The 22,601-nt window shown below is 64.9% G+C and carries 27 protein-coding genes; 14 read left to right on the top strand and 13 right to left on the bottom strand.

Annotation, left to right across the window (positions count from 1 at the left end; translation table 11 throughout):
* The first annotated feature begins 1 nt into the window (after nucleotide 1).
* Together IPG14_RS02325 and IPG14_RS02320 are read left to right on the top strand one after the other, a co-directional pair.
* Nucleotides 2-1,390: an ABC transporter substrate-binding protein gene (locus tag IPG14_RS02325; protein WP_343384906.1), complete on the top strand. Its 1,389-nt coding sequence runs from the start codon at nucleotides 2-4 to the stop codon at nucleotides 1,388-1,390.
* 71 nt (nucleotides 1,391-1,461) lie between these two features.
* A complete protein-coding gene (locus tag IPG14_RS02320) occupies nucleotides 1,462-2,538 on the top strand; it encodes an ABC transporter ATP-binding protein (protein WP_343384905.1) in 1,077 nt (358 codons plus the stop codon).
* A gap of 75 nt (nucleotides 2,539-2,613) precedes the next feature.
* On the opposite strand, the gene rpmE is transcribed toward IPG14_RS02320, so the two are convergent.
* From rpmE to ftsH, 4 genes are all read right to left on the bottom strand, one after another.
* Nucleotides 2,614-2,820: a 50S ribosomal protein L31 gene (gene rpmE / locus IPG14_RS02315; RefSeq protein WP_343384904.1), complete on the bottom strand. Its 207-nt coding sequence runs from the start codon at nucleotides 2,818-2,820 to the stop codon at nucleotides 2,614-2,616.
* 5 nt (nucleotides 2,821-2,825) lie between these two features.
* Nucleotides 2,826-3,095, bottom strand: a complete 270-nt coding sequence (rpmA, locus tag IPG14_RS02310; protein WP_343384903.1) for a 50S ribosomal protein L27 — start codon at nucleotides 3,093-3,095, stop codon at nucleotides 2,826-2,828.
* A 5-nt stretch (nucleotides 3,096-3,100) separates the two neighbouring features.
* Nucleotides 3,101-3,412 (bottom strand): 50S ribosomal protein L21, encoded by a 312-nt coding sequence (rplU, locus tag IPG14_RS02305; RefSeq protein WP_343384902.1) that lies wholly within the window; start codon nucleotides 3,410-3,412, stop codon nucleotides 3,101-3,103.
* Nucleotides 3,413-3,539: 127 nt separating this feature from the next.
* Nucleotides 3,540-5,543 (bottom strand): ATP-dependent zinc metalloprotease FtsH, encoded by a 2,004-nt coding sequence (gene ftsH / locus IPG14_RS02300; RefSeq protein ID WP_343384901.1) that lies wholly within the window; start codon nucleotides 5,541-5,543, stop codon nucleotides 3,540-3,542.
* A 294-nt stretch (nucleotides 5,544-5,837) separates the two neighbouring features.
* Here ftsH and npdG point away from each other — a divergent pair, with 294 nt between their 5' ends.
* Both npdG and cofE read left to right on the top strand, forming a co-directional pair.
* The gene (gene npdG, locus IPG14_RS02295) at nucleotides 5,838-6,488 is read left to right on the top strand and encodes an NADPH-dependent F420 reductase (protein WP_343384900.1); all 651 of its coding nucleotides are present in this window, start codon (nucleotides 5,838-5,840) and stop codon (nucleotides 6,486-6,488) included.
* Nucleotides 6,489-6,528: 40 nt separating this feature from the next.
* On the top strand, nucleotides 6,529-7,281 hold the full coding sequence (gene cofE / locus IPG14_RS02290) for a coenzyme F420-0:L-glutamate ligase (RefSeq protein ID WP_343387943.1): 753 nt from the start codon (nucleotides 6,529-6,531) through the stop codon (nucleotides 7,279-7,281).
* A gap of 2 nt (nucleotides 7,282-7,283) precedes the next feature.
* Here cofE and IPG14_RS02285 read toward each other — a convergent pair whose 3' ends face one another.
* Nucleotides 7,284-7,694, bottom strand: coding sequence for a PIN domain-containing protein (locus IPG14_RS02285; RefSeq protein WP_343390767.1), 411 nt, complete (start codon nucleotides 7,692-7,694; stop codon nucleotides 7,284-7,286).
* A gap of 2 nt (nucleotides 7,695-7,696) precedes the next feature.
* Nucleotides 7,697-7,981, bottom strand: a complete 285-nt coding sequence (locus IPG14_RS02280) for a type II toxin-antitoxin system Phd/YefM family antitoxin (protein WP_343384897.1) — start codon at nucleotides 7,979-7,981, stop codon at nucleotides 7,697-7,699.
* A gap of 108 nt (nucleotides 7,982-8,089) precedes the next feature.
* Between IPG14_RS02280 and dut the strand changes: the two genes are divergently transcribed.
* Entirely contained in the window at nucleotides 8,090-8,524 is a 435-nt protein-coding gene (gene dut, locus IPG14_RS02275) for a dUTP diphosphatase (protein WP_343384896.1), read from the top strand.
* Nucleotides 8,525-8,609: 85 nt separating this feature from the next.
* A complete protein-coding gene (gene rplS, locus IPG14_RS02270; protein WP_343384895.1) occupies nucleotides 8,610-8,957 on the top strand; it encodes a 50S ribosomal protein L19 in 348 nt (115 codons plus the stop codon).
* A gap of 76 nt (nucleotides 8,958-9,033) precedes the next feature.
* Here the strand turns inward: rplS and IPG14_RS02265 are convergent, their stop codons facing one another.
* The 4 genes from IPG14_RS02265 to IPG14_RS02250 all read right to left on the bottom strand — a co-directional run bounded on the left by IPG14_RS02265 (nucleotide 9,034) and on the right by IPG14_RS02250 (nucleotide 13,459).
* Nucleotides 9,034-10,710 carry an MDR family MFS transporter gene (locus IPG14_RS02265; RefSeq protein ID WP_343390766.1) on the bottom strand — a complete coding sequence of 559 codons (1,677 nt, stop codon included), beginning with the start codon at nucleotides 10,708-10,710 and terminating at the stop codon, nucleotides 9,034-9,036.
* 195 nt (nucleotides 10,711-10,905) lie between these two features.
* Nucleotides 10,906-11,709 (bottom strand): enoyl-CoA hydratase/isomerase family protein, encoded by an 804-nt coding sequence (locus IPG14_RS02260; RefSeq protein ID WP_343390765.1) that lies wholly within the window; start codon nucleotides 11,707-11,709, stop codon nucleotides 10,906-10,908.
* A gap of 33 nt (nucleotides 11,710-11,742) precedes the next feature.
* Entirely contained in the window at nucleotides 11,743-12,780 is a 1,038-nt protein-coding gene (locus tag IPG14_RS02255; RefSeq protein ID WP_343384892.1) for a GGDEF domain-containing protein, read from the bottom strand.
* Between the two features lie 46 nt (nucleotides 12,781-12,826).
* Entirely contained in the window at nucleotides 12,827-13,459 is a 633-nt protein-coding gene (locus IPG14_RS02250) for an RDD family protein (protein ID WP_343390764.1), read from the bottom strand.
* A gap of 28 nt (nucleotides 13,460-13,487) precedes the next feature.
* Here IPG14_RS02250 and IPG14_RS02245 point away from each other — a divergent pair, with 28 nt between their 5' ends.
* The 8 genes from IPG14_RS02245 to IPG14_RS02210 all read left to right on the top strand — a co-directional run bounded on the left by IPG14_RS02245 (nucleotide 13,488) and on the right by IPG14_RS02210 (nucleotide 19,277).
* Nucleotides 13,488-13,907, top strand: a complete 420-nt coding sequence (locus tag IPG14_RS02245; protein ID WP_343390763.1) for a DUF3293 domain-containing protein — start codon at nucleotides 13,488-13,490, stop codon at nucleotides 13,905-13,907.
* Nucleotides 13,908-13,937: 30 nt separating this feature from the next.
* Nucleotides 13,938-15,026 (top strand): zinc-binding dehydrogenase, encoded by a 1,089-nt coding sequence (locus IPG14_RS02240; protein ID WP_343384889.1) that lies wholly within the window; start codon nucleotides 13,938-13,940, stop codon nucleotides 15,024-15,026.
* A 67-nt stretch (nucleotides 15,027-15,093) separates the two neighbouring features.
* Nucleotides 15,094-15,915: an enoyl-CoA hydratase-related protein gene (locus tag IPG14_RS02235; protein WP_343390762.1), complete on the top strand. Its 822-nt coding sequence runs from the start codon at nucleotides 15,094-15,096 to the stop codon at nucleotides 15,913-15,915.
* A 4-nt stretch (nucleotides 15,916-15,919) separates the two neighbouring features.
* Nucleotides 15,920-16,411 carry a MaoC family dehydratase N-terminal domain-containing protein gene (locus IPG14_RS02230; RefSeq protein ID WP_343387935.1) on the top strand — a complete coding sequence of 164 codons (492 nt, stop codon included), beginning with the start codon at nucleotides 15,920-15,922 and terminating at the stop codon, nucleotides 16,409-16,411.
* The gene (locus IPG14_RS02225) at nucleotides 16,408-16,827 is read left to right on the top strand and encodes an acyl dehydratase (RefSeq protein WP_343390761.1); all 420 of its coding nucleotides are present in this window, start codon (nucleotides 16,408-16,410) and stop codon (nucleotides 16,825-16,827) included. The genes IPG14_RS02230 and IPG14_RS02225 overlap by 4 nt, the downstream gene beginning before the upstream one ends.
* Nucleotides 16,824-17,597 (top strand): alpha/beta hydrolase, encoded by a 774-nt coding sequence (locus IPG14_RS02220; RefSeq protein WP_343384885.1) that lies wholly within the window; start codon nucleotides 16,824-16,826, stop codon nucleotides 17,595-17,597. The genes IPG14_RS02225 and IPG14_RS02220 overlap by 4 nt, the downstream gene beginning before the upstream one ends.
* 115 nt (nucleotides 17,598-17,712) lie before the next feature.
* Nucleotides 17,713-18,132, top strand: coding sequence for an OB-fold domain-containing protein (locus IPG14_RS02215; protein ID WP_343384884.1), 420 nt, complete (start codon nucleotides 17,713-17,715; stop codon nucleotides 18,130-18,132).
* 2 nt (nucleotides 18,133-18,134) lie between these two features.
* Nucleotides 18,135-19,277, top strand: coding sequence for a thiolase family protein (locus IPG14_RS02210; protein ID WP_343391044.1), 1,143 nt, complete (start codon nucleotides 18,135-18,137; stop codon nucleotides 19,275-19,277).
* Nucleotides 19,278-19,330: 53 nt separating this feature from the next.
* Here the strand turns inward: IPG14_RS02210 and IPG14_RS02205 are convergent, their stop codons facing one another.
* From IPG14_RS02205 to IPG14_RS02195, 3 genes are read right to left on the bottom strand one after another with little or no spacing between them, the layout of a single operon-like run.
* The gene (locus IPG14_RS02205; RefSeq protein WP_343387933.1) at nucleotides 19,331-20,167 is read right to left on the bottom strand and encodes an enoyl-CoA hydratase-related protein; all 837 of its coding nucleotides are present in this window, start codon (nucleotides 20,165-20,167) and stop codon (nucleotides 19,331-19,333) included.
* A 9-nt stretch (nucleotides 20,168-20,176) separates the two neighbouring features.
* Nucleotides 20,177-21,430 carry a CoA transferase gene (locus IPG14_RS02200; protein WP_343390760.1) on the bottom strand — a complete coding sequence of 418 codons (1,254 nt, stop codon included), beginning with the start codon at nucleotides 21,428-21,430 and terminating at the stop codon, nucleotides 20,177-20,179.
* On the bottom strand, nucleotides 21,427-22,527 hold the full coding sequence (locus IPG14_RS02195; protein WP_343384881.1) for a CoA transferase: 1,101 nt from the start codon (nucleotides 22,525-22,527) through the stop codon (nucleotides 21,427-21,429). The genes IPG14_RS02200 and IPG14_RS02195 overlap by 4 nt, the downstream gene beginning before the upstream one ends.
* Between the last annotated feature and the right edge of the window lie 74 nt (nucleotides 22,528-22,601).

Raw genomic sequence — 22,601 nt, 5'->3', positions numbered from 1 at the left:
CATGTCCAAACTCACGAGAAGGCACCTCCTCGGCATGGCCGGCGGAGCTGCGGCTTTGGGCCTCGTCGGCTGCGGCGGCGATGACGATGACGACACCACCGGCGGGGACCCGGCGACCACCGGGCCAGCTTCGACGGCCGGCAATTCGGCCAGCCCGGCGACGACCACGAAGTTCGGCGGCGTGAAGCCGGCCGCCCAGATCACCTTCTGGAGCGTCCATCCGGCCAATTCCAAGGCTGTGGAAGAAGAGCTGATCAAGCGCTTCGAGGCCAAGAACCCGGACATTAAGGTCAAACTCGAAACCGCCGGCGCCAACTACGCCGAAGTGTCCCAGAAGTTCAATGCCGGCCTGGCAGCGAAACAGATCCCCGACGTCGTCATGCTCTCCGATGTCTGGTGGTTCAAGTACTTCCTCGCCAAGACGATCACGCCGATGGATGACCTCTTGAAGGAGCTTAAAGTCGAGACGGCGGACTATCAGGACACGCTCTTCAAGGACTATCAGTACGACGGAAAACAGTGGGCCATGCCGTTCGCCCGTTCCACGCCCCTCTTCTACTACAACAAGCAGAAGTGGTCGGCGGCCGGCCTCCCGGATCGCGGCCCGAAAACGTGGGACGAGATGGATGAGTGGGGAGCGAAGCTCCAGGCCAAAGCCGGTGCAAACGAGTACGCCTTCACCCACGTGAAGGGTGACAGCTACGCCGCATGGACCTTTCAAGGCATCATCTGGCAGTTTGGTGGCCGCTACAGCGATGAGCAGTTCAAGATGCTCCTCGATTCTCAACAGGCGATCGACGCCGGCAACTACGTCCGGAGCCAGGTCTTTTCGAAGAAGTACGCGAACGTGACTGCGAACAGCGAGACAGCTGACTTCGTCGCCGGTACCACGGCCTCGATGCTGTCGTCCACGGGCGGCCTCGCCGGCGTCCTCCGGGACGCGAAATTCGAAGTGGGGACCGCCTTCTACCCGGAGAAGACGAAGTTCGGCTGTCCGACGGGCGGCGCCGGGCTCGGCATCCCTGAGGCTGTCCCGGACGCCAACAAGGTCGCGGCGATGACCTTCATCAAGTTCATCACCGAGCCCGAAAACACCGCCTACTACTCCCAGAACGTGGGTTACATGCCGGTGCGGAAGTCGGCGGTCACCGGGCCGATGGCCGAGTTCCTCAAGTCGAAGCCTCAGTTCAAGACAGCCATCGACCAGCTCGCAAAAACTCAGCCGCAGGACTCCGCGCGCGTCTACATCCCCGGCGGCGACGCCATCCTTGGCAAGGGCCTTGAGCGCATGATCCTCAACAACGAAGACGCCAAGAACGTCTGGCCCGACGTGAAGAAGGAGCTCGAAAAGGCCTATGAGAACGATGTGAAGCCGAAGCTGAAGGCCTGACCTTCGGCTTTCGGTCCAAGGGGCGGGCTCCCCCCTCCGCCCGCCCCTTCTTTCCTGCGTGGAGTAACGGAATGACGGTTGAAATTGATTCGGTGAGCAAGCACTTTGGCAACGTCCGCGCCGTCGATAATCTCAGTCTCAATGTGGCTGAGGGGGAGTTCCTCGTGCTTGTTGGGCCGTCCGGGTGCGGCAAGACCACTGCCCTGCGCATGGTGGCGGGTCTCGAAACGCCGACCTCCGGCGTCATATCCATCGGTGGCCGCGATGTGACTTTCGTTGAGCCTTCCCAGCGAGACATCGCGATGGTCTTCCAGAGCTACGCCCTCTACCCGCACATGACCGTCTACGACAACCTGGCGTTCGGCTTGAAGCAGCGGAAGACATCGCGCGAGGAGATCAAGGCACGGGTAGTACAGGCGGCCGAGATGCTCGCCATCGGCGGACTGTTGGAACGCAAGCCGCGCGAACTCTCAGGTGGCCAACGTCAACGAGTCGCACTGGGGCGCGCCATCGTGCGCCGTCCGAGCGCCTTCCTGATGGATGAACCGCTCAGCAACCTCGACGCCCAGTTGCGGCTCAAGATGCGGGCGGAGATCAGCGCGCTCCATCGGCGGCTCGAAGCCACGGTGATCTACGTGACTCACGATCAGGTGGAAGCGATGACGATGGGCACACGTATCGCAGTCCTGAAGGACGGCCTGCTTCAGCAGGTTGCCCCGCCCCAGGAGCTTTACGACCGGCCGGCGAATGCGTTCGTCGCGACATTCATCGGCAGCCCGGCGATGAACCTCATCCCGGGCGAAATCGTGTACCTGGGTGAGTCAGTAGCGTTCGTCAGCAAGAGCTTCACCATGCCGCTCCCGGCTGACAGTGTCCCTACGGACCTGAAGCCCGGTCCGGTCCTGCTGGGAATTCGCCCCGAGCAGTTTGACCGGCAACCCGCAACCGGTGGCGGCGGTCTCGCGGGCGAAGTGCGGCTCGTAGAACCGCACGGTAGCGACCTCTTCGTGACGGCTGAGACCGGTTCGGGCGATGTGACCGCGCGGCTCGACCCGGCGTGCCTCGTACGCGTGGGCGAGACTGTGGTGTTAAAACCTTCCCTGAGTTCCGCCTACCTCTTCGACCCAGGGACCGGCCAGCGGCTCTAGCGCCGGACGGCTGGGCTGAGTGAAGACAGAAAGGGCGCCCTGTGGGCGCCCCTCTTGGTGTTGCCTCTGTTCTGGCTAGTTTCCGCTGCGGTTGAAACGGCGGTTGAAGCGTTCGACGCGGCCCGCCGTGTCGATGATGCGCTGCTCGCCCGTGAAGAACGGGTGGCACATGTTGCAGACGTCCAGGTGCATCGCCGTCTTGGTCGACCGGGTCTTAATCTCATTGCCGCACGAGCAATGGATGGTGGCTTCCTGATAGTTGGGGTGGAGTCCCGCCTTCATCGTCCTTACTCCTGGCCTGCGGCCGCGTAGACACTGATCTTCTTGCGCCTGCCCTTGGCATAGGGCTCGAACTTCACTTGCCCATCGATCAGCGAGTAGATGGTGTAGTCGCGGCCGAGGCCGACGTTCAGGCCCGGGTGGAACCGCGTCCCCCGCTGGCGAAGGATGATCGAACCGGGCTTCACCACTTCGCCATCGAAGTGCTTCACACCGAGCCGTTGGCTCTGGCTGTCGCGGCCGTTCTTGGAACTCGAAACGCCCTTCTTGTGAGCCATCTGGCCTAACCCTTCGAGATGGACTCGACGACGAGCCGAGTCACTTGCTGGCGGTGCCCGAACTTGCGGCGGTAACGCACCTTGTTCTTGTACTTCATGAAGACGAGCTTCGGAGCGCGGCCGTGCTGGGTAATGCGCGCTTTCACCAAAGCCCCGGATACGAGTGGAGTGCCGACGGTCACGCTGGCGCCATCGAGCACCATCATCACATCGAGGTCCACCGTGTCCCCAGGTTCACCCGCAACGCGGCTGATCTCAAATTCTTGCCCCTCTGCAAGGCGCAGTTGGCGCCCATCGGCGCGTACGATCGCTTCCATACTGATCTCCCGGGAATTCCGTGGACGGTCTTTCCAGTCTGAAACCCGAGTCCGGTTCCGTCAATAACGGAGCCGTTCCCGGGCTTCGGCTGGGGTTGCTCCCGCGGCTACGCGGGTGTGGGCGGTGTTAGCTGGCGTCAGTCCGGCTCTGGCTCCCACCTTCCCAGGCGAGACCGGCTGCCGGCTTCGGCTCGAAGGCTGGGCGCCGCGGCTGCTCTTCAGCGGCCGGGGGCGGCGGAGCCTGGTTCTTCGATTCCAGGTCGGTTGGTGGCCAGGGCTCCTTCGGGTCGCTCGAGAGCAGCCGCGTCAGGGTTTCGCCCTCAAGCGTCTCTACTTCCATCAGGACGTTGACCAGCTTTTCGAGGATGTCCCGCTTATCGCGCAGCATCTGCCGGGCACGTTCCTGGGCTTCCTCGATGAGCCGGCGAACTTCATCGTCGATCTCTTCGGCGATCTTCTCGCTGTAGTTGCGGGTCTCGGCGATTTCGCGTCCCAGGAAGACCATCTCCTCGGTCTTGCCGAAAGTCCGCGGCCCGAGGCGGTCGCTCATGCCCCAGCGAGTCACCATCGCACGGGCGATCCTTGTCACCTGTTCGATATCGTTCGAAGGGCCTGTGGATGCTTCACCGAAGATAAGCTCCTCCGCCGCATGTCCGCCGAGCGCGCTGACAAGCTGGTCTTTGAACATGCTCGGCGTGCGGTAGTGCGTCTCTTCATCCGGGAGGAAGCGGGTGTAACCGCCGGCCATTCCGCGAGACACGATGGTCACCTTGTGGGGCGGGTCGTGATGATCGAGGAAGAAGGCGCAGACCGTGTGGCCGCCTTCGTGGTAAGCGGTGAGGCGCTTCTCCTTGGGTGACATCACGCGGCTCTTCCGTTCCGGGCCGGCGATGACGCGGTCGACCGCCTCCTCGAACTCCTTCATGGTGATGATCTTCTTGTTGCGCCGCGCCGCGAGGATGGCCGCTTCGTTCACGAGGTTGGCCAGGTCGGCGCCGCTGAAGCCAGGGGTCGACTTCGCCAACGTCGGAACGAGGACGTCATCGGCGATCGGCTTGCCTTTGGCATGGACGGCGAGGATGGCTTCGCGTCCCTTCACATCGGGCGCATCGAGGATGACCTTGCGGTCGAAGCGTCCCGGACGAAGGAGCGCCGGGTCGAGGATGTCGGGCCGGTTCGTGGCGGCGATGACGATGACATTCGTCCCCGTATCGAACCCGTCCATTTCGACCAGAATCTGGTTGAGGGTCTGTTCGCGCTCGTCGTGGCTGCCGCCCAGACCAGCGCCGCGCTGGCGTCCGACTGCGTCAATTTCGTCGACGAACACAATGCACGGCGCGTTCTTCTTTGCCTGGTCGAACAGGTCGCGAACACGGCTGGCGCCGACGCCGACGAACATCTCGACGAATTCCGAACCGGAAATGCTGAAGAAGGGGACACCCGCTTCGCCCGCGACCGCGCGCGAGAGGAGCGTCTTGCCGGTGCCGGGAGGGCCCACGAGGAGCACGCCCTTCGGGATGCGGGCGCCAAGCGCCGCGAACTTCTCCGGGTACTTCAGGAACTCGACCACTTCGGCCAGTTCTTCCTTCGCTTCATCCACACCGGCGACGTCCGAGAACGTGACCGTGACCTTACTGCCGGTGAACAGGCGTGCGCGGCTCTTGCCGAAGCTCATTGCCTGGGAGTTCGAGCCCTGTGCCTGCCTCATGATGAGCAGGAGGAAGAGGCCGAAGAGCAAGAAGGGGAGGACGTTCAGGAGCAGGCCCAGCCATGGGCCAAAGCCCGAGGAGTCCTTGTACTCGAGGTCCAACGCGGGCTGTGTCGGGGCCTGGTCGCGGCTGAGGGCCACACCGTTTTCCGTGAGCAGCGTCTCGATATCGGTATTCGAGCCCATCTTCGAGCTCTTGACGATCGGCTTGTCGTCGTCACCCTTGGTTGCGTAGGTGACGGTCAGGTTCCGTCCGTCGACTTCGATCTGCTGAATCTGGTTCGCCTGGGCGTCCTGGATGACCTGGCCGAAGGCAATCTTGGCGTGATCCGGACCGCTGTTGAAGAAGGCGAAAACGATGGCGATGACCGCCACGAGGATGAGGAGATAGATGAAACTGTTGCGAATCCAGCGGGAATACAATGCAGCGCACTCCGGGATCGCGGGTTGGGGAAGTCCGCGTCCTATGTTTCGAGTATAGCAGACCGATCCAGCCTTACCTTGACCGACGGGTAAGCGGGCCTATACGGCCTGCCGTCCCCTCCGAACGTCGGCAACGCTCTCCCCAGTAATAACGCCCGCGCGGGCCGATCGCCGCAGGGTGTCGCCCGCGTTCTCCCCCGGAAATTCCCCCAGATCCGAGGCGCGTCCCGGGCCATCGCCCGGCAGCCGGAAGCCGGGTAGGCTTTACCCGATATCTGCCCCAATGGAGTCCACATGAAGCTTGCGTTTGTCGGCGGTACTGGCCCGGAGGGCCTCGGGCTCGCCATGCGCTTTGCGAAGGCCGGCCACGAAGTCGCTATCGGTTCGCGTTCGGCTGAGCGCGGTGAAGAGGGCGCCGAGCGGATCCGCGAAACCGTGCCTGGCGCCGTCGCCTCGGGCGGCGATAACGCTTCAGTTGTTGGCGATGCCGATGTCGTCTTTCTCACCTTTCCCTACAGCGGACAGCAGGCGACGCTGGACGCGCTTTCGGGCGCCCTCGCAGGCAAACTCGTCTGCAACGTGGTCGCTCCCCTGGAGTTCCAGCAGGGGGTCGGCGCGGTCGCGCTCAACGTCGCCGGCAGCAGCGCGCTCCAGGAAGCCATCGCGCAGCTGCCCGCTAGCCGCGTCGTCTCGGCTTTCCAGAACATGAGCGCCGAGGAGCTGCAACATCTCGATCACCAGATCGACGCCGATGTCCTGGTCTGCGGCCGCGATGCCGAAGCGAAGCAGTTGGTCATCGGGTTGGCCAACCAGATCGAGGGCGTCCGCGGGATCGATGCCGGCGGGCCCTCTCAGAGCCGTTACGTCGAGATGCTGACGTCACTCCTCATTAACCTGAACCGAAAGCACAAGACCCAGTCTTCAATCCGCATCGTTGGGCTCTAAAGGAGCTCGCCACTCGCCGGGACGGAACAAGGAGCTCGCCATGGCAGGACTTTCTATCTTCGGGATCCACGGGCTCCCGGAAATCACGGCCGGGACGGACCTCGCGGCATCGATCTTCGATGCCGCTACGGCCTCGGGCACACCGCTCGCCTCCGGTGACATCCTCGTAATTACCTCGAAGATCGTTTCGAAGGCTGAAGGCCGTGTCGTCCGGCTGGAAGACGTGGCCGTCTCACCCTTCGCTCAGCAGTATGCCGAACGCACCGAGAAAGACGCCGCCGTCGTCGAGTTGGTGCTCCAGGAGTCGCGGCGTGTGGTGCGCCAGGTCGGCCCGATCATGATCACGGAGACGCGCCACGGCTTTATCTGCGCCAATGCCGGGATCGATCAGTCGAGTTCAGGCGGGCACGGGCTCGCCGTGCTGCTGCCGGTCGACCCGGACGCATCCTGCGCGAAGGTCCGAGCCGAGTTGAAAATGCGCGGCCTCGATGTCGCGGTCATCATTTCAGACACGTTTGGGCGGCCCTGGCGGGAAGCACAAACGGACATCGCCATCGGCATCGCCGGCATGCAGCCGGTCACCAGCTACATCGGCCAGGTGGACCCGCATGGGCATGAGTTCCGCGTCCAGGCGCTCTGCACCGCGGACGAAGTGGCGGGCGCAGCCGAACTTGTGAAGGGCAACCTCTCACGCGTCCCCGCGGCGGTGGTCCGTGGCCTGCCCTGGGAGCGCGACGAGACCGCGACGATGCAATCGATCATCCGCGATAGCGAGCGTGACCTGTTCAGGTAGGCCTATACCCTCGGGCGCTGTGTTTCGACGACGGCGCTTCCCCGCTGCAGCTGGCGGGGGTTCAGGGTTACGAGGGTGTCGCCGAGCGTCTCCGCGACCGCAAAGTAGATCGCGTCACTCCCCCGCAGCTGGTGTTCGGCCGCGAGTGTTGCCGCCCGGTCGGCCAGGGGCAGTGCGATGGGGAGGAGTTCAAACAGCGGTGAGTGCCGGACGTGGGTCTCAACATCCCGGGCGAGTTGCTTCGCCCCGGTGCCGGCGGCGATGGCGGCCGAAACTTCGGCGAGTGCGGTGACCGGGGCCCGAAGTGGTTCGCCGTCGGCGACTGCCTCCCGGAACCAGGCGACCGTCTGGGCGTGCGACCGGTCGCGGCTGTTGAAGAGAGAAATAAGGACACTCGAGTCGATAGTGGCCACGGTCAGCCCTCCCTCCGCGCGCGGGCCGGCGCGGGTTCCTCTCCGTCGCCGGCGGACCCGGCATCCAGCCATGCCTCGCCGACGGCGCTCGCCAGGCGTTCGATGGCCTGGAGTTCGGAAACGGCTTGCCCGCGCTCCATCCCGGCGATGTCACGGTCTGAGTATGGCCGCAGGGTGGCCACCGGTTGGCCGTTCACGGTGATGACGTACAGCGCATGCTGTTCCTTCACCGTCCGGACAATCTGGGTTGCCTCGTTCTTGAGTTGACGGACGCCGATAGTCCTCACCCGGCCAAGCTCCGAAAAGAAAGTAGCCACATAGTGGCTACGCTTGCATAACCAGTCAACTGGCAGCCGGGATTGCCCACCCTCCTCCGGCGGCGCATCCTGTCGTCCATGCTTGAGACCATTCGCGTCCAACTTCTTCGGCCAGGCGCACGTCTCCCTTTCCGGGCGACGGAACAGGCCTCGGGCTACGACATTCACGCCTGCCTCGAAGGCGGCCCCGTCGTCATCGGGCAACGCCCGGTCGTCATCCCCACCGGCCTCGCGATGGAAGTGCCGCCGGGGCTGGATGCCCAGTTCCGTCCGCGCAGCGGACTGGCGCGGCAGGGCATTCTTTCGACTTTCGGCACGCTCGATTCGGACTACCGCGGCGAAATCATGATCACGTTGTACTCGGTCGCGCCCGACATTTCCCACACGGTCCAGCACGGCGACCGGATCGCCCAGCTCGTAGTCACGAGGCTGGCGGAGATCGCCTTCGAGCAGGCGCTGGTGCTCTCGGAGACGATCCGTGGTGCCGGCGGACACGGGAGTACCGGGCGCTGAAGCGAACGTGCGGCCTTCGCCGCAGTGGAACATAAACGGCGATCCGCTATCGTTAGCAAGTTACGCCCTCAAAGGTTGGCTTCTCATGGCTTACGAACTCGATGCGCTCGCCCTCACCGGCCAGCGCTCTGATATTCCGGATTTTGGCAGCGGCGACACCGTCCGCGTCCACGCAAAGGTCGTCGAAGGCGACAAAGAGCGCATCCAGGTCTTCGAAGGGGTCGTCATCCGCAAGCGGATGAAGGGCCTCGTCTCCAATTTCACGGTCCGCAAGATCGCGAGCGGAGTTGGTGTCGAGCGCACGTTCCCGATGAACAGCCCGCGCGTCGACAAAGTCGAGGTGATGCGACGCGGCAAGGTTCGCCGCAAGAACCTGTATTACCTCCGCGGCCTCACCGGTAAGGCCGCCCGCATCAAGGAGAAGCGCTTCTAATCTGCGCATCCTGGTGATTCACATTGAGAGCGCCCCGGCCGCACGGCCGGGGCGCTTTCGTTTTGTTCGGCTGGTTCTAGTGGCCCACTGCGCCCGGATTCGGCTCCGGCGCAGCGACTGCAGGCGCACTCCCGGGCTGTGGCCCCGGTGGTCCGCCGGAGACCGTCTTCCGGAGCGGCAGTTCCTTCATGAAGATGGCGCACAGCGCACAGGCGATGGCGGCCAACACGGCGCCGTAGAAGATGCGCCGCACGGCGACCACGACGCTCTCACCGAGGGCCAGTTCAGCGCGCTCCAGGATCGCGGCGCCGTCAGGCAACGAGCCGACTTGTTGTTCGATGGCGGCGTATTGGCGTTCGTTCAGCCGGATAGTGGGGTCGTCCAGCGCCTCCACAAAGGCCGGGTTCACCGCTGCGACGGCGGCACGGTCTTCCGCCGAGAAGCGTTCGGCGAACTCATCGTGGTAGGTGTTCGCCAGGATCGAACCGAAAATGGCGATGCCGAGGACGCTGCCTATCTGGCGGAAGAATTGGCTCGAAGAACTCGCTACGCCGATGTACTGGTAGCTGACCGCGTTCTGGACCACGAGCGACATCGTCGGCAGGACCAGCCCGAACCCAAGTCCGAGGATGAACATCGTCACGCTGATGTGCCAGAGCTTCGTGTCCAGCGCGATCGTCGTCAGCATCGCCAACGAAACCGCGATGAGCAGGGTGCCGAAGACTGTCTGCCATTTGTACCGCCCAACGCGGGCGATCACCTGGCCACCGAAGATACTGGTCGCGAGGACACCGAGGCTCTGGGGCGTGGAGATGACGCCTGACGTCGTCGCCGAAGCCTCCAGTGCCGTCTGGATGAAAATGCCGAGGTACTGGAACGCGCCGAAGACTCCCATCCCGAACGTGAACACAATCAGGTTCGACATCAGGAAGACGCCGTTCTTGAACAGGTGAAGCGGCAGTATGGGCTCGGGGTGCCGCAACTCCTGGATGATGAACCCGGCAAGCAACAGTGCTGCGCCGCCGAAGAGCCCAAGGATCTCAGTCGAACCCCAGGCGTACTTATCCCCGGCCCAGACGAGTGCCAGCAGCACCATGACGGAGGCCGCCGAAAGCAGTGCCGCCCCAACGAAGTCGAGCTTGGGCTGGAGGTGGCGCGCCTTCGACGGCAGGTTGAACCAGATGGCCGGCATCGCGATCAGGCTCACCGGCACGTTGACAAAGAAGACCCAGCGCCAGCTCAAGTGGTCCGTCAGGGTGCCGCCGACAGTCGGCCCCAGCAGGCTGGCAAGGCTGAACATGCCCGTGAAAAGGCCGACGTACTTCCCTCGCTCGGCGGGAGCGAAGAGGTCCCCCATCGTCGCGAACACCGAAGCGAAGATCATGCCCCCGCCGAAGCCCTGGATAACGCGCATCCAGATCAGCATGGGCATCGAGGTGGATGCGCCGCAGGCCGCCGAGGACACCATGAAGATGCCAACGCCGCCAATCAGGAAGAATTTGCGGCCGTAGATGTCACCGAGCTTGCCGACGAGTGGGATGACCACCGTGGAACTCAGCATGTAGCTGGTGAAAAGCCACGAGATCATCGCGAACCCGCCGAGGTCGGCGAGGATCTTCGGCGTCGCCGTGGAAACTACGGTTTGATCGAGCGCGCCCACGAACAGGCACGTCATCAAGCTACCGAGGAGGAGCCACTTCTGCCGGCTATCAAGGGTGTCGCTGAGGGGTGTTTCGGGGCCGGCAGGCTGCATGAGGTCTCCTCACCTCCAATTCGGGAGGAGGTGCGACGAGACTACATAGTTCGCATGAAGCGAACAATCCGCGAAGGCGACTATTTCTTCGCAACTACCCCTTCGTACAGGTGACCACGATGTCACGGGCCGGCCCGTTCGGGCGCCAGGGTCACCCTTATTGGACGGTGCAAGCGGCTCCCTCGCGGCCAGGCCTCAGGCGTCGCGCCACTGCGGCTCTCGCTTTTCGAACCAGGCCTGCCGGGCCTCGGCGGCGTCTGCGGTCTGGGAGGCGAGGATCTGGTTCCGGTTTTCGAGCTTCAGGGCGGTTTCGAGCGGTATGCCGTTCACGGTCTCGTTCAGCACCTGCTTCGTGAGCCGGAGGCCGAGCGGGCTCGCCTTGCGCAGGATGCCGTCTGCGACGCTCAGCGCGGCCGGGAGGAGCTCCTCCTGCCCGACGATTCGTGAGAGCAAGCCCATCTCTCTGGCCTCGGGTGCATCGACGATCCGGCCGGAATAGAGCATGTCCGCCGCGTGGGAGGCCCCCACGAGCTTGGGCAGAAAGTACGACGAGCCGACATCGGCGCCACCAAGACCGAGATTGAGGTACGAACAAGCAAACCGCGCGTGCTCTGTCCCGATACGCATGTCCGAGGCGATGGCGATCGAAAGACCGCCCCCGGTCGCAGGGCCGTTGACCGCGGCGATGAGCGGTTGCGGGCACTCACGCATCTTCACCATCAGCTCTGCGATGTCCTCCTGGAACGTGAGCGAATCGGCTACCTGTCCGACGCCCGGTTGCCAGGCCGAATTTCCCGCCTTCAGGTCGAGCCCGGCGCAGAATCCCCTGCCGGCGCCTGTGATGACGATGATGCGGGTTGCGAAGTCCCGCTTTCGCTCGTCGAAGAAGGCGCGAAGCGCCCTCAGCATCTCGTGGTCGATGGCGTTCAGCCGCTCGGGACGGTTCAGCGTGAGGATGCCGGTTGGGCCGCGTTGCTCGAAGTCGATTGGGGTTTGCATGCCCGCGATTCTACAAGTCCCGCGAGACGCCGTTCATGCGGCGAAGCGCTCGATGGTGTCCCCCGCCACGCGGTCGCGACCCTGGCGCTTGGCCACATAGAGCAACTCGTCGGCTCGCCGGATGGCCTGGTCGATGGTCTCCAGTGGCCGGACTGCCGTGCAGCCGACCGACACCGTTGTCGGCGTTGTCGCGGCGACCGCCCGCCGGATCGACTCGCCAATCACGGCGGCCTGGTGGGCATTTACTCCCGGGAGGCCGACGATGAACTCCTCCCCGCCAAACCGGCCAGCGATCGCACTGGCCGGGATGCTCAACTGAATCGCCCGGGCTGCAGCTTTGAGGAACTCGTCCCCTTTGATGTGGCCGAACTCGTCGTTGAGGTGCTTGAAGTGGTCCAGGTCGAGCATCAGGATGCTCAGCGGCGCCTGGGCGGAGTCTTCCAGGCGCTCGAAGAACGTCCGGCGGTTCACCAGGGCAGTGAGGGAATCGGTTTCGGCGAGAAACCGGGCGCGCTGTTCGGCTTCTCGCCAGCTGTCGGAAATCGTGTAAGAGAGGGCCATTACCGCCAGCGCGAGCACCACCATGACGAAGAACTGCTCGGGATGGGGGTTCCCAATCGCAAGCCAGCCCACGAGGAGATTGGTGATCGTGTAGCCAGACACGGCGACGAAGGCGATTCCGCCGTAACGGCGCGAATAGCCAATGAGCGCGTAGAGGTAGGCGGCCCACACCGGGGAGACCGGATCGCCCAGGGCGATGTAGACCGAAGTAACGCAGGAGATGTCCAACAGGGGGATGAGCGGTTCGATCCACCCCACCGTGCGGCCCCGAACGCGGTACTGGAAGGAGTAGACGGTGACGCAGACGTGGTAGAGCCAGAGCCAGAGGGAAGTGATTTCGCGAGCGGGTGAAGAAACGTCGAACAGCCCGGTGTATGCGCCGGCGATGTACGCCGCCGCGACTGCCGTCTGGAGGAGGACGATCGTCGCCTCGGTGCGTGCGAGGCGGCGCTGCGCGAGTCTCGGATTGGCCGGGTTTTCGTAAAGGAAATCAGGGTTTATCCCGGTCATCGTGCTAGAAGGTTCGGCAGGTTCTTCCTGCAACGCAGTGCTACGTCTAGCGTTCCGCAAGTACCGTCGTACCGGCGATGCGGTCGTGAAAACCTCGATGGTCTTCCGTAAGGAACAGTGCCCCCGGGATCGCGGCGGCCCCGAACTGGGCGGCCATGAACAGGAATCCAGCCCCAGACCCCAGGGTCATGCTCCAAAGAGAGAACACGATCGCGAGCGGGAGCCAGCAAACCGCCCAACGTATCGTCGTGCGGCGGAACCCCGGCGGTCGGCCATCGGGGCCAACCACCCGGAGCCTCAGTCGACGCTTCGCGAAGTGGCAGCCCGTGCGTGCCGTTGGAATCGCCTCGATCGCGAAAACCGTCAGGATGAGCCCGATGAAGGTGCCCCAGGCCACAGCCGGTGCAACGCTTTCCACGCGCTGCCATGTCAACGTCCCAGATGGATCGGCGACCTGTCTTACGGGGTCCGGGAAGTACCAGGCGTCCAGGTAGAACCCCGCGATGGACCAGAGTGTCCCGGCCGCCAGCCAGACACATGCGTCGATGATCCGGGCCGTGAGCCGTTCCATCGGCTCGGCGAGGCGCGGCTCGTCCGACTTGTGGGAGTCCAGCTCGTGGAGCAGGGCCGCCGCGCGGTCCGTCAGGGGGTCGTGTCCGGGAGAAGCGCTTCCGCTCACTCAAGCAAGGTAGCATTGCTGTCAAACGATGAGTGACCGCTGCGAGTCGCTGGAGAGTGCCTACCTCAACGCGGAGTACGAGGTCGATTTCCGGCACGGCAGCCTCGTCTTCACAATCGGGGAGGCCATTCCCCAGCTCACCGGGCGGCCATTCGCCCTGATCACGGCCTACAACCCCGGGCACCACCGACCGACCCCCGAAGCGAACGAAGCCGCGAACCAGCGCCTCGCCGCCGAACTCGCCCGCGCCGGGCACGAAACCGCTACTGCCCGTGCGCGAAGCCGCGATGGCTCCCACTTCGAGCCTTCGTTCGCCGTCTTCGGCATGGCGCTCGAAGAGGCGGTAGCCGCCGCCGGCACCTTCGGACAGGCCGCCATCGTCTGGTTCGATGGTACCGTTGCCCGGCTCGTATGGGTGCCGGAAGCAATCCGCCGGTCCGCACCGTAGAATCCGGCCACTTCTCCTCGAGGTGCCAGGATGCCGACCGATGCCCGCGTGGTGGTAGTCCCCGAAACAACCGGCGACCCGTTAAGGGTCGAAGCCGTACGTATTCCAGACCCCGGGCCATACCAGGTCGTGGTCAAGCAGTACGCCTCCGGCGTCTGCCACTCGCAACTGCACCAGATCCACCGGCCTCGTACCTCGCCGGTCATCCTGGGACACGAGTCAACGGGCGTCGTGGTCGCCAGAGGTCGTGAGGTCACCCACGTCAAAGAGGGCGACGACGTCATGGTCACGTGGGTGCCGCGGGATGGCGAGCATGCCAGCCGCCGCCCGGATGGCGTGGACCTCCAGCTCGCCGATGGCTCCATCGCAAAGACGACGAGCTCGTTCACCTGGGCCGACGTGACCGTGGCCGACGAGCAATACGTGGTCCGCACTCCCGGGAGTCACAAGAAGGACGTTACCGCGGTCATCGGTTGCGCCGTCATGACGGGCGCCGGCGCCGTCTACTACACCGCCGGCGTCCAGAAGGGTCAGAGCGTTGCCGTTTTCGGTGTCGGCGGAGTGGGGCTGAGCGCGATCGCCGCCGCGAAAGTCGTCGATGCCGACCCGGTCATCGCCGTCGATCTCGATGACGAGAAGTTGGCGTTCGCGATGAAGTTTGGCGCGACTCACGGCGTCAACGCCTCCCGCGTCGACCCGATAGCCGCGATCCGCGAGTTGACCAGGAAGACCGACGGCGCCGGCGCACCGATCTTCGGAGCGGACTTTGCCTTCGATTGCATCGGCGTCCGGAAGACGATGGAGCAGATACTCCCGGCAGCCAGGAACGGAGTGCTCGGAAGCCGCACGGGTGGCACGGCCGTGCTCGTCGGCGTCCCGACCACACCGGTCGAATTGGATGCCCGCGACCTCTTGATCAACGAGAAGAAGTACCTGGGCAGCATCGGCGGCAGCTGTCGGCCTGACAGGGACTTCGCCATGTTCCTGCGCTGGTACGCCGAAGGCGATCTGGACCTCGATGCACTCGTGACCCGTCGCTTCAAGATCGACGAGATCAACGAAGCCGTCCACGCCCTCGAGAGTGGACAGATTACCGGGCGAGCCATCCTCGAGTTCTAGCCTGCCTGCGATCTCCCGGCTTGCGGCGTGCTACATTCCGGGCACCAAATCTCGGAGCCACCGCACGATGACACTCGCCCAGGCCCGCACCTACGAAACGACCACGGACCAGATCCTCGCCGAACAGGATGGCCACATCCTCACACTGACGTTGAACCGCCCGGAGCGCCTGAACGCCATCAGCGGTCCGATGCTCGCCGACTTCTCCCGCCTCCTCACCCAGGCCAACCGGGACCCGGAGATTCGCTGTGTCATCCTGACCGGTGCTGGGCGCGGGTTCTGTTCTGGCCTCGACCTGGTCGACAACAACCCGGATGCACGCTCCGGCAGGACACCCGCCGCCCGAACACTGTTCGACCTGCGGAACTCGCCGCCAACAGTCCTCTGGAACATGGACAAGCCCGTCATCTGTGCCCTGAACGGCGCCGCCGCCGGCTACGGTATGGACCTCGCGCTGCTTTGCGACATCCGCATCGCTAGCGAGAACGGCAAACTCGCCGCAGTCACTGCGCGGCGCAACCTGCTCCCCGAAAGTGGCGGTTCCTGGCTGCTTCCGCGGCTTATCGGCTGGGCGAAGGCTTCAGAGATGTTCTTCCGAGGACAGACGTTGAACGCGCAGCAGTGCAAGGAAGTCGGCCTCGTGAACGAAGTGGTCCCGCACGACCAGCTCATGTCCACCGCGAAGGCATGGGCCGAAGAGATCTGCGTGAACGCCCCCGCCGCCGTCCAGGCCACCAAGCGCATGATGCGCCAGGGCCTCGAAGAGTCCTACGAGACGACGGTCGATCACCTGATGGTGCATCTGCAGGCCCTCTTCGCGATGGACGACTTCAAGGAAGGCGTCGCCGCTTTCCTCGAAAAGCGAACTCCGCACTTCACGGGCCGGTAGCACAGTGGGCACGCTCATTCCCGAGGAGACGCTGGCGATGATCGGCCAGCGTCTCAGCGAGCCGGTGACTGGCACGATCACTTCGCGCGATGCCCAGCGGTTCGCGCTCGCAGCGGGCGACAGAAACCCGCTCTACTTCGACGAAGCGGCGGCTCGCGCAGCGGGCTACCGCACGACGCTGGTGCCGCCCGTGCTGCTCGCCTGGGCGCTCAATCCGCCCCGCCCCCTCGATGATCTGCGCGCCGACGGGCTCTACCGCGGTGAAGGGAAGCGCGTGACCCTCAACGTGAAGCGCGTGATGTTCGGCGGGGAAGAGTGGGAATTCCTCGAACCGGTCTTCGCCGGTGACACCATTACCTCGGAGACGCGGCTGAAGTCACTTGAAGAGAAGTCTGGAGGCTCGGGGCCGTTCGTTCTTCAGATGACCGAGACCACCTACACGAACCAGGACGGCGCTGTCGTCGCCCGGGCCGTGGGCCGGAGCATCGCCCGATGACGGCGCAGCGCTACCTCGAAGACGTGTCCGTAGGGGAGGCAATGCCGGCGATGGTGAAGAACGCCAGCCGCGCGCAACTCTTCCTCTTCAGCGCCGCGACCAACAACCCGCACCGGATCCACTACGACCGCGAGTATGCAGCCGTTGAAGGCCACCCCGACGTGCTCGTGCACGGCCCGCTCCAGGGCGCGTGGCTTTCCCAGTTCGTGGTCGATTGGGCCGGACCGGGAGGGCGGCTCGTCGCGATGGGTTGGCAGAACCGCGGTCGCGCTTTCCCTGAAAGCGACCTGACCTTCCGAGGCAAGGTCACCTCAATCAGCGGCGATGAGGTCTCCCTCCAAGTTTGGGAGGAAGACGCCGCTGGTACCGTCCTGATGCCTTGCACCGCCCGGGTCCGGTTGCCGCGCCGGCCATGAGCGCAAATCCGGCGTTGGGCGTCCACGGCCCGCACCTTCCTTCCGAGGGGCGCGTCCGGGGGTGCGGCCTCACGCTCGCCTACCGCGAGTGGAACCCATCGAGCGACGGGCTCCCGATCGTCCTTCTCCATGGCATCACTGGTTCGAGCGCGGACTGGCAGCGGACGGCTCTCCATCTCGCCGGCCGCCGCCTCCTCGCGTTCGATGCGCGCGGGCACGGCGATAGCGATTGGGCCGCTGACGAAGCCTACGGTGGCGATCAGCACTTCGCGGATCTCGCCCTCGCCCTGGACGCGCTGGGGGTGGACCACTGCCTACTGGCCGGGTTCTCAATGGGTGGAGGAGTAGCCACGATCGCCGCCGCCGCCATGCCGGAGCGCGTCGCCGGGGTGGTCGTCATCGATGCTTACCCTCACGCCGAGATGACGCCGGGCTCGCGACGGATAGCCGGCTGGGTTTCGCGCTATCGCGAAGGAGGCGCCTGGTTCGACCCGGCAATCGCCCGTCACTTCTTCGAACAGCTGGCCGAGGGTCGCGACGCCCGCCTGGACCTGTGGTCGCTCTGGGAGGCGATCACCTGCCCGGTGCTCCTCGTGCGAGGGGAGTCGAGCGATGTCCTCACCGCGGAGGCTGCCGCCGAGATGCTTGCACGGCTGCCGCACGCGCGGCTCGAAACCATTGGCGGCGTTGCCCACCAGATTCCCTCTGCCAGGCCACGGGAGGTCGCGGAGGTCCTCGCCGCGTTCGCAGACACATTCGACGCGCGTTGAGCGGTCGCCGGGGCCGGAGGGAACTTGCCGGCGACCTTGCGGCAGTTGTACCCCGCCGTCACCGATGCGACGATTCGACTCACCTGAATCACCAGCGTGGAGGCCCTACCACCCCGTGAAAGTTCCCGTCGAAGAAGGCTACTTCCGGATCCCGCCGGAGGCGGATGCAGCGCCCGTGCTCCTGGGCTCCTACAGTCCCGCCGCCAGCACATACTTCTGGCCGCGGCGAAAGCGATGCCCGATCTCCCTTGAAGCTGTCGAAGACTGCGAACTCTCGACCGAGGGCGAGATCTATTCGTGGACGTTCGTCATGCTGCCTTGGCTCGGCAGCATGGAGATGGACACCGGTGGCGGCTTCGGCGCCGTCCAGGTGGACCTGCCGGAGGGTGTGCGCATCCAGGCCCCACTTGAAGGCAAAATGGGTGACTGGAAGATTGGCCAGAAGGTCCGGCTGGTGACCCGGTCCGTCGGTAAGGACGATCAGGGGAATGACCTCTGCACGATCGCATTCCGCGTCATGGAGGGCTCGAAGTGAGCATGGGACGGGATGTCTATGTCGTCGGCGTGGGCATGCACCGCTATGGCAAGCACGATGTGAGCCGGCGCGACATGCACTACACCGCAGGCATGGCGGCACTGGAAGACGCGAACCTCTCCTTCCGCGATGTCGGCGCGCTTTACAGCGGCTACATCGGCGGCAACATGCTCGACGGCGTGACCTTCGCCAAGGACTTCGGCCTAACGGGGCTCCCGGTCGTCCACATCGAGAACGCCTCGGCCACCGGCTCCTCGGCGTTCCGAGAGGCCGTCATGGCTGTGGCGGGAGGCAGCAGCGAAACGGCGATGGCGATCGCCTTCGACGGCCGCCTTGGCAACATGGCCGCAGCGGGCGGACCCCGCCGCCCAACGATGGACACCAACTTGCTGCCCGCCGCGTTCTTTGCGTTCTGGGCCGTCCGCCGCATGCACGAGAACGGCACGACGGTCGAAACCTTCGCGAAGATAGCGGCGAAGAACTGGAACCATGCCCGCTTCAACAAGTATGCCGAGCGCCAGGCGGACAAGGAGATCACACCTGAAACCGTCCTCGCCTCGCCGATGGTTGCCTACCCGCACACCGCCATGATGGCCTGCGGCGCCGGGGCTGGCGCGTCCGCCGCCATCGTTGCAACCCGCGAAGTCGCTCTGCGGCTGGCAAACGGGCGCCCGCTCGTGAGGGTCATCGCCTCCCAGATGCAATCCGAACGCTACCAGCCCGGCCATGTCTTCCTCGGCGCGATTGTCGGACCTTCGGAGTCGACCCGGATCACCGCAAACCTTGCCTACGAAGAGGCTGGTGTTGGTCCGAACGACCTGAGTCTGGTCCACGTCCACGACGCGTTCCCGATCGAAGAGCTGATGTACTACGAACTGCTCGGCATCTGTCCTGACGGCGAAGGCGACCGGCTGGTTGCCGAAGGCGCCACGACCATCGGCGGGCGAATTCCGTTCTCTACGGATGGCGGGCTCATTGGCCGCGGCCACCCCGGTGGGCCCACCGGGCTGGCCCAGATCTGGGACGTGACGCAGCAGCTGCGCGGCGAATCCGGCGTGCGCCAGGTCGAAGGTGCGCGGCTTGGCCTCGCCCACATGATGGGCGCGGGCTCCGTCTGCGTGGTTCACATCCTGCAAAAGGAATAGCCGGGTCGCGCCTGTCCCCGGGACTACATGCGCCCGGCGCGACGCGCCTCACGCTATTCCGCAGCGCCCCGGTTCTTCCGCAGCTCGTAGTTTTCGAATGCCCTCTGGACCATTGGGCGGCGCTTGCCGCCCGGCTTCTTCAGCGCGTAGCCCGGGTCGGCCTCGCCCGTCGACGAGAGCATGTGGAGCGCATGCGCCCCGTAGATGTGGCTCGTGAAACCCTGGGCCTCCTGCGCCTGGTTGATCGCGAGCTTGATCATGCGCAGCTGGAACGGGTCGTTCTCCGCGACCCGACCGGCATAGGCGGCGACCTCCGCGTCAAGGGCGGAGCGCGGGACGACCCAGCTCACGAAGCCGAGTGCCTCAGCCTCCTCCGCATCGACGAGACGGCTTTCGAAGAGGATCGCTTTCGCCTTGCGCGGACTGATATCCCACGGGACGGAAAAGTACTGGAAGTTCGTCGGCAAGAAGAGCGCGTCGTCCGCTGCGATGATCACATCGCAGGCTGAAGCCACCATCCAGCCCGCGAAGATACAGTAGCCCTGGATCGCCGCTATCGTTGGCTTTGGCACGTTTCGCCAGCGCAGCGTGGGGTCGATGTTCATGTCCCACGAGCGCGTATAGCGGCCGCGAAGACCTTCGCCGATGGGCCGCAGTTCCCGGTCCGCCAGTTCCTCAGGGCTGCCGAGGTCGTGCCCTCCTGAGAAATTGTCGCCTGCGCCCTTGAGCACGATGACCCGCACGCCGGTGTCTTTCGAAGCTCGCTCGAAGGCGCTGTCGACCTCCTCAATGAGGATGCGGCTCTGAGCATTGCGCGCTTTTGGCCGGTTCAGCGTGATCGTGCCAATACCGTCGGCGACCTCGTACAGGATCTGGGAGTAGTTGCTCAATGATTTCTCCTAGTCTGGCGGCCCTTCGCCGCTGATGCCCGCCGCCACAAGCCTCTCGTATTCTTCTTCCGGCATGCCCAGCAGCTCGGCCAGCACCTCGGCGGAGTGTTGCCCGAGTCGCGGGGCCGGGCGGACCGGCGGGTTCTGAATGCCCGAGTAGCGCCACGGGATGACGGCCTGAATCCACTCGCCTGCTTCCGGGTGGCGGACGGGAGCGATGACGCCGCGCTCATGAAGAGCCGGGTCGCGGGCGACCTCGATCCCATCGTGCACCGCCGCCGCTGGCACCTGGGCAGAGCAGAGCCGCGCAGCCAACTCCTCGCAGTTCTCCGACCGAGTGGCTCCTTCGATAGCAGCATCGAGGGCGTCTTCGTTCGCCTTGCGGAGTGCTTTGGTTTCGAACCGGCCATCGCTGAGGGCGACCGGCGAGCCGAGGGCTGTTATGAGTCGCGTCCACTGAGCGTCGCTTTCGCTCGCAATAGCGATCCACTTGTCCTCGCCTGCGCAGCGGTAGATGCCGTGCGGGGCGAACTGCGGGTGGCGGTTGCCCATCCGCTCTCGCTGACGTCCGGTGCGGAGGAATTCCAATGCTGCCTCGCCTGCGAACGACAGGTTCGCTTCCTGCATCGAAAGGTCGATGTACTGGCCTTCGCCGGTGCGGTTGCGATGACGAATTGCCGCCATGATCGCCGCGAAGGCGTTGAGGCCTGCGACAGCATCGGGGTACATCATCCCCGAATTCATTGGTGGTCCACCCGGATACCCGAGCAGCGCCGAAAGACCGGAGGTCGGCTCGATAGTCCCGCCGATTCCGGGGATGTTCGCCCAGGGGCCATCGTGGCCGTACGCCGAGAGGCTGCAGAGGATAACCCCCGGCCGGACGGCAGCCATCTGCTCGTAGGAAAACCCGAGGTTGCCCAGCACGCGCGGCGAGAAGTTCTCGACGACGAAGTCCGTCAACGGCAGCAGCCGGCGATACGTCGCCGCGCCGGCCTCCGTCTGGAGGTCGAGCGTCAGGCAACGCTTGTTGAGGTTCACGGAGTTGTAGAGGTAGTTGCAGTTCCATGCCTCACGGGCCGTTTCGACCTGCCGAAGCCGCTCGGCGAGCGGTGCGTCGTAGGTCCCGCGCCATGAATCGGGGCGTTTCCGCACCTCCACCTGGATGATGTCGGCGCCCATGAACGCAAGCAGTTCGGTGCAATACGAACCCGCCCACGCCTGGGTGAGCACGATCCCTCGCATGCCCGTGAGCGGCCCGGTCATCCGGCGGGATCCCGGGTTGCGGCGTTCGGCCTCGGCCGGGAAGGAAGGACCCAGGGGGTCGCCGACAGCTTGAACGGTGCGCCTGGTTGTGTCACTCCGTCGAGTTCGGTCCAGAAGCCGCGCTCCGCCAGGTGCGGGTTGGTGCTGAGTTCGTCCATCGTCAACACAGGTCCCGCGACGACGCGCCGGGCAGCGAGTTCCTCGAACAGGTCGGCTTTCGACCACTGGCGCATGGCGTCACTGACTCGCCCCGCGTATTCCTCTCTGTGCGCCTGGCGGTACCAGCTCGTTTCCCAGCGCGGGTCCTCGGCGAGGTCGTCTAGCCCGAGGACGTTCATGGCGTCGCGCCAGAAGTGCGCGCGCGAGATTGTCAGGGCGAAGTGGCCATCCGCGACCGGCACCGGCCCGGTCGTGATATCGACGCCATCCCGGCGCGGCGTCGAACGGCCCGTGTATTGACCGCGCAAGACGTTGGGCGAGCCAGCGGAGACCATCGCGTCGAGTTCGGCGATATCGATTTCCTGGCCACGCCCGCCGCTTCGTTCGCGCTCGATGACAGCGCCCACCACCGTGGCGGCAGCGAGCGTGCCAGTGCACATCGCCACCTGGTGGGCCACTGGCCGCAGGGGCGCGCGGGCGGATTCTCCGTTGAGCGCTGCCCAGCCGGAGAGGGCAGCCACGGTGAGCTCGTTCCCAGGGAGCGCCGCGCGTTCGCCAGTCATCCCGTATGGCGTGATATGGACGACCACCGCGTTTCCTTGGCCGAGTTGAGATGGCTGCAGGCCCAGTGCTTCCCATTCGTGTTGCCGGAGGCTGGAGACAACGACGGGGGATTGTTCCGAGAGCGCCAGCAGCCGTCCTGCCGCCCCGTCGGCATGCAGGTCGAACACGGCGCTGCGCTTGCCAGCCAGGAAGTAGGCGCCCGGAATACTCTCACCGGACGAATCGAGCGGCGCCTCGTGCCGCATTGGGTGTCCCGCCGGCCCCTCGAGCATGACGACATCAGCGCCGAAGCCGGACAACATCCGCGAGCACCACGCCCCGCTCGCCGAGGTCGAGATATCAATGACGCGGATGCCGGCGAGCGCCGAGGCCAAGAAATGCCACTCCCGGTGCGTTTGAGCAGGACGCAAGATACAGGCTTCGGCGTTCAGCGTCTGGGCGCGGCGTC

The organism is Candidatus Amarobacter glycogenicus (genome assembly GCF_016704105.1).
GTDB classification, from domain to species: Bacteria; Chloroflexota; Dehalococcoidia; order Tepidiformales; family Tepidiformaceae; genus Amarobacter; species Amarobacter glycogenicus.
This window is presented reverse-complemented; position numbering and strand designations above follow the sequence as displayed.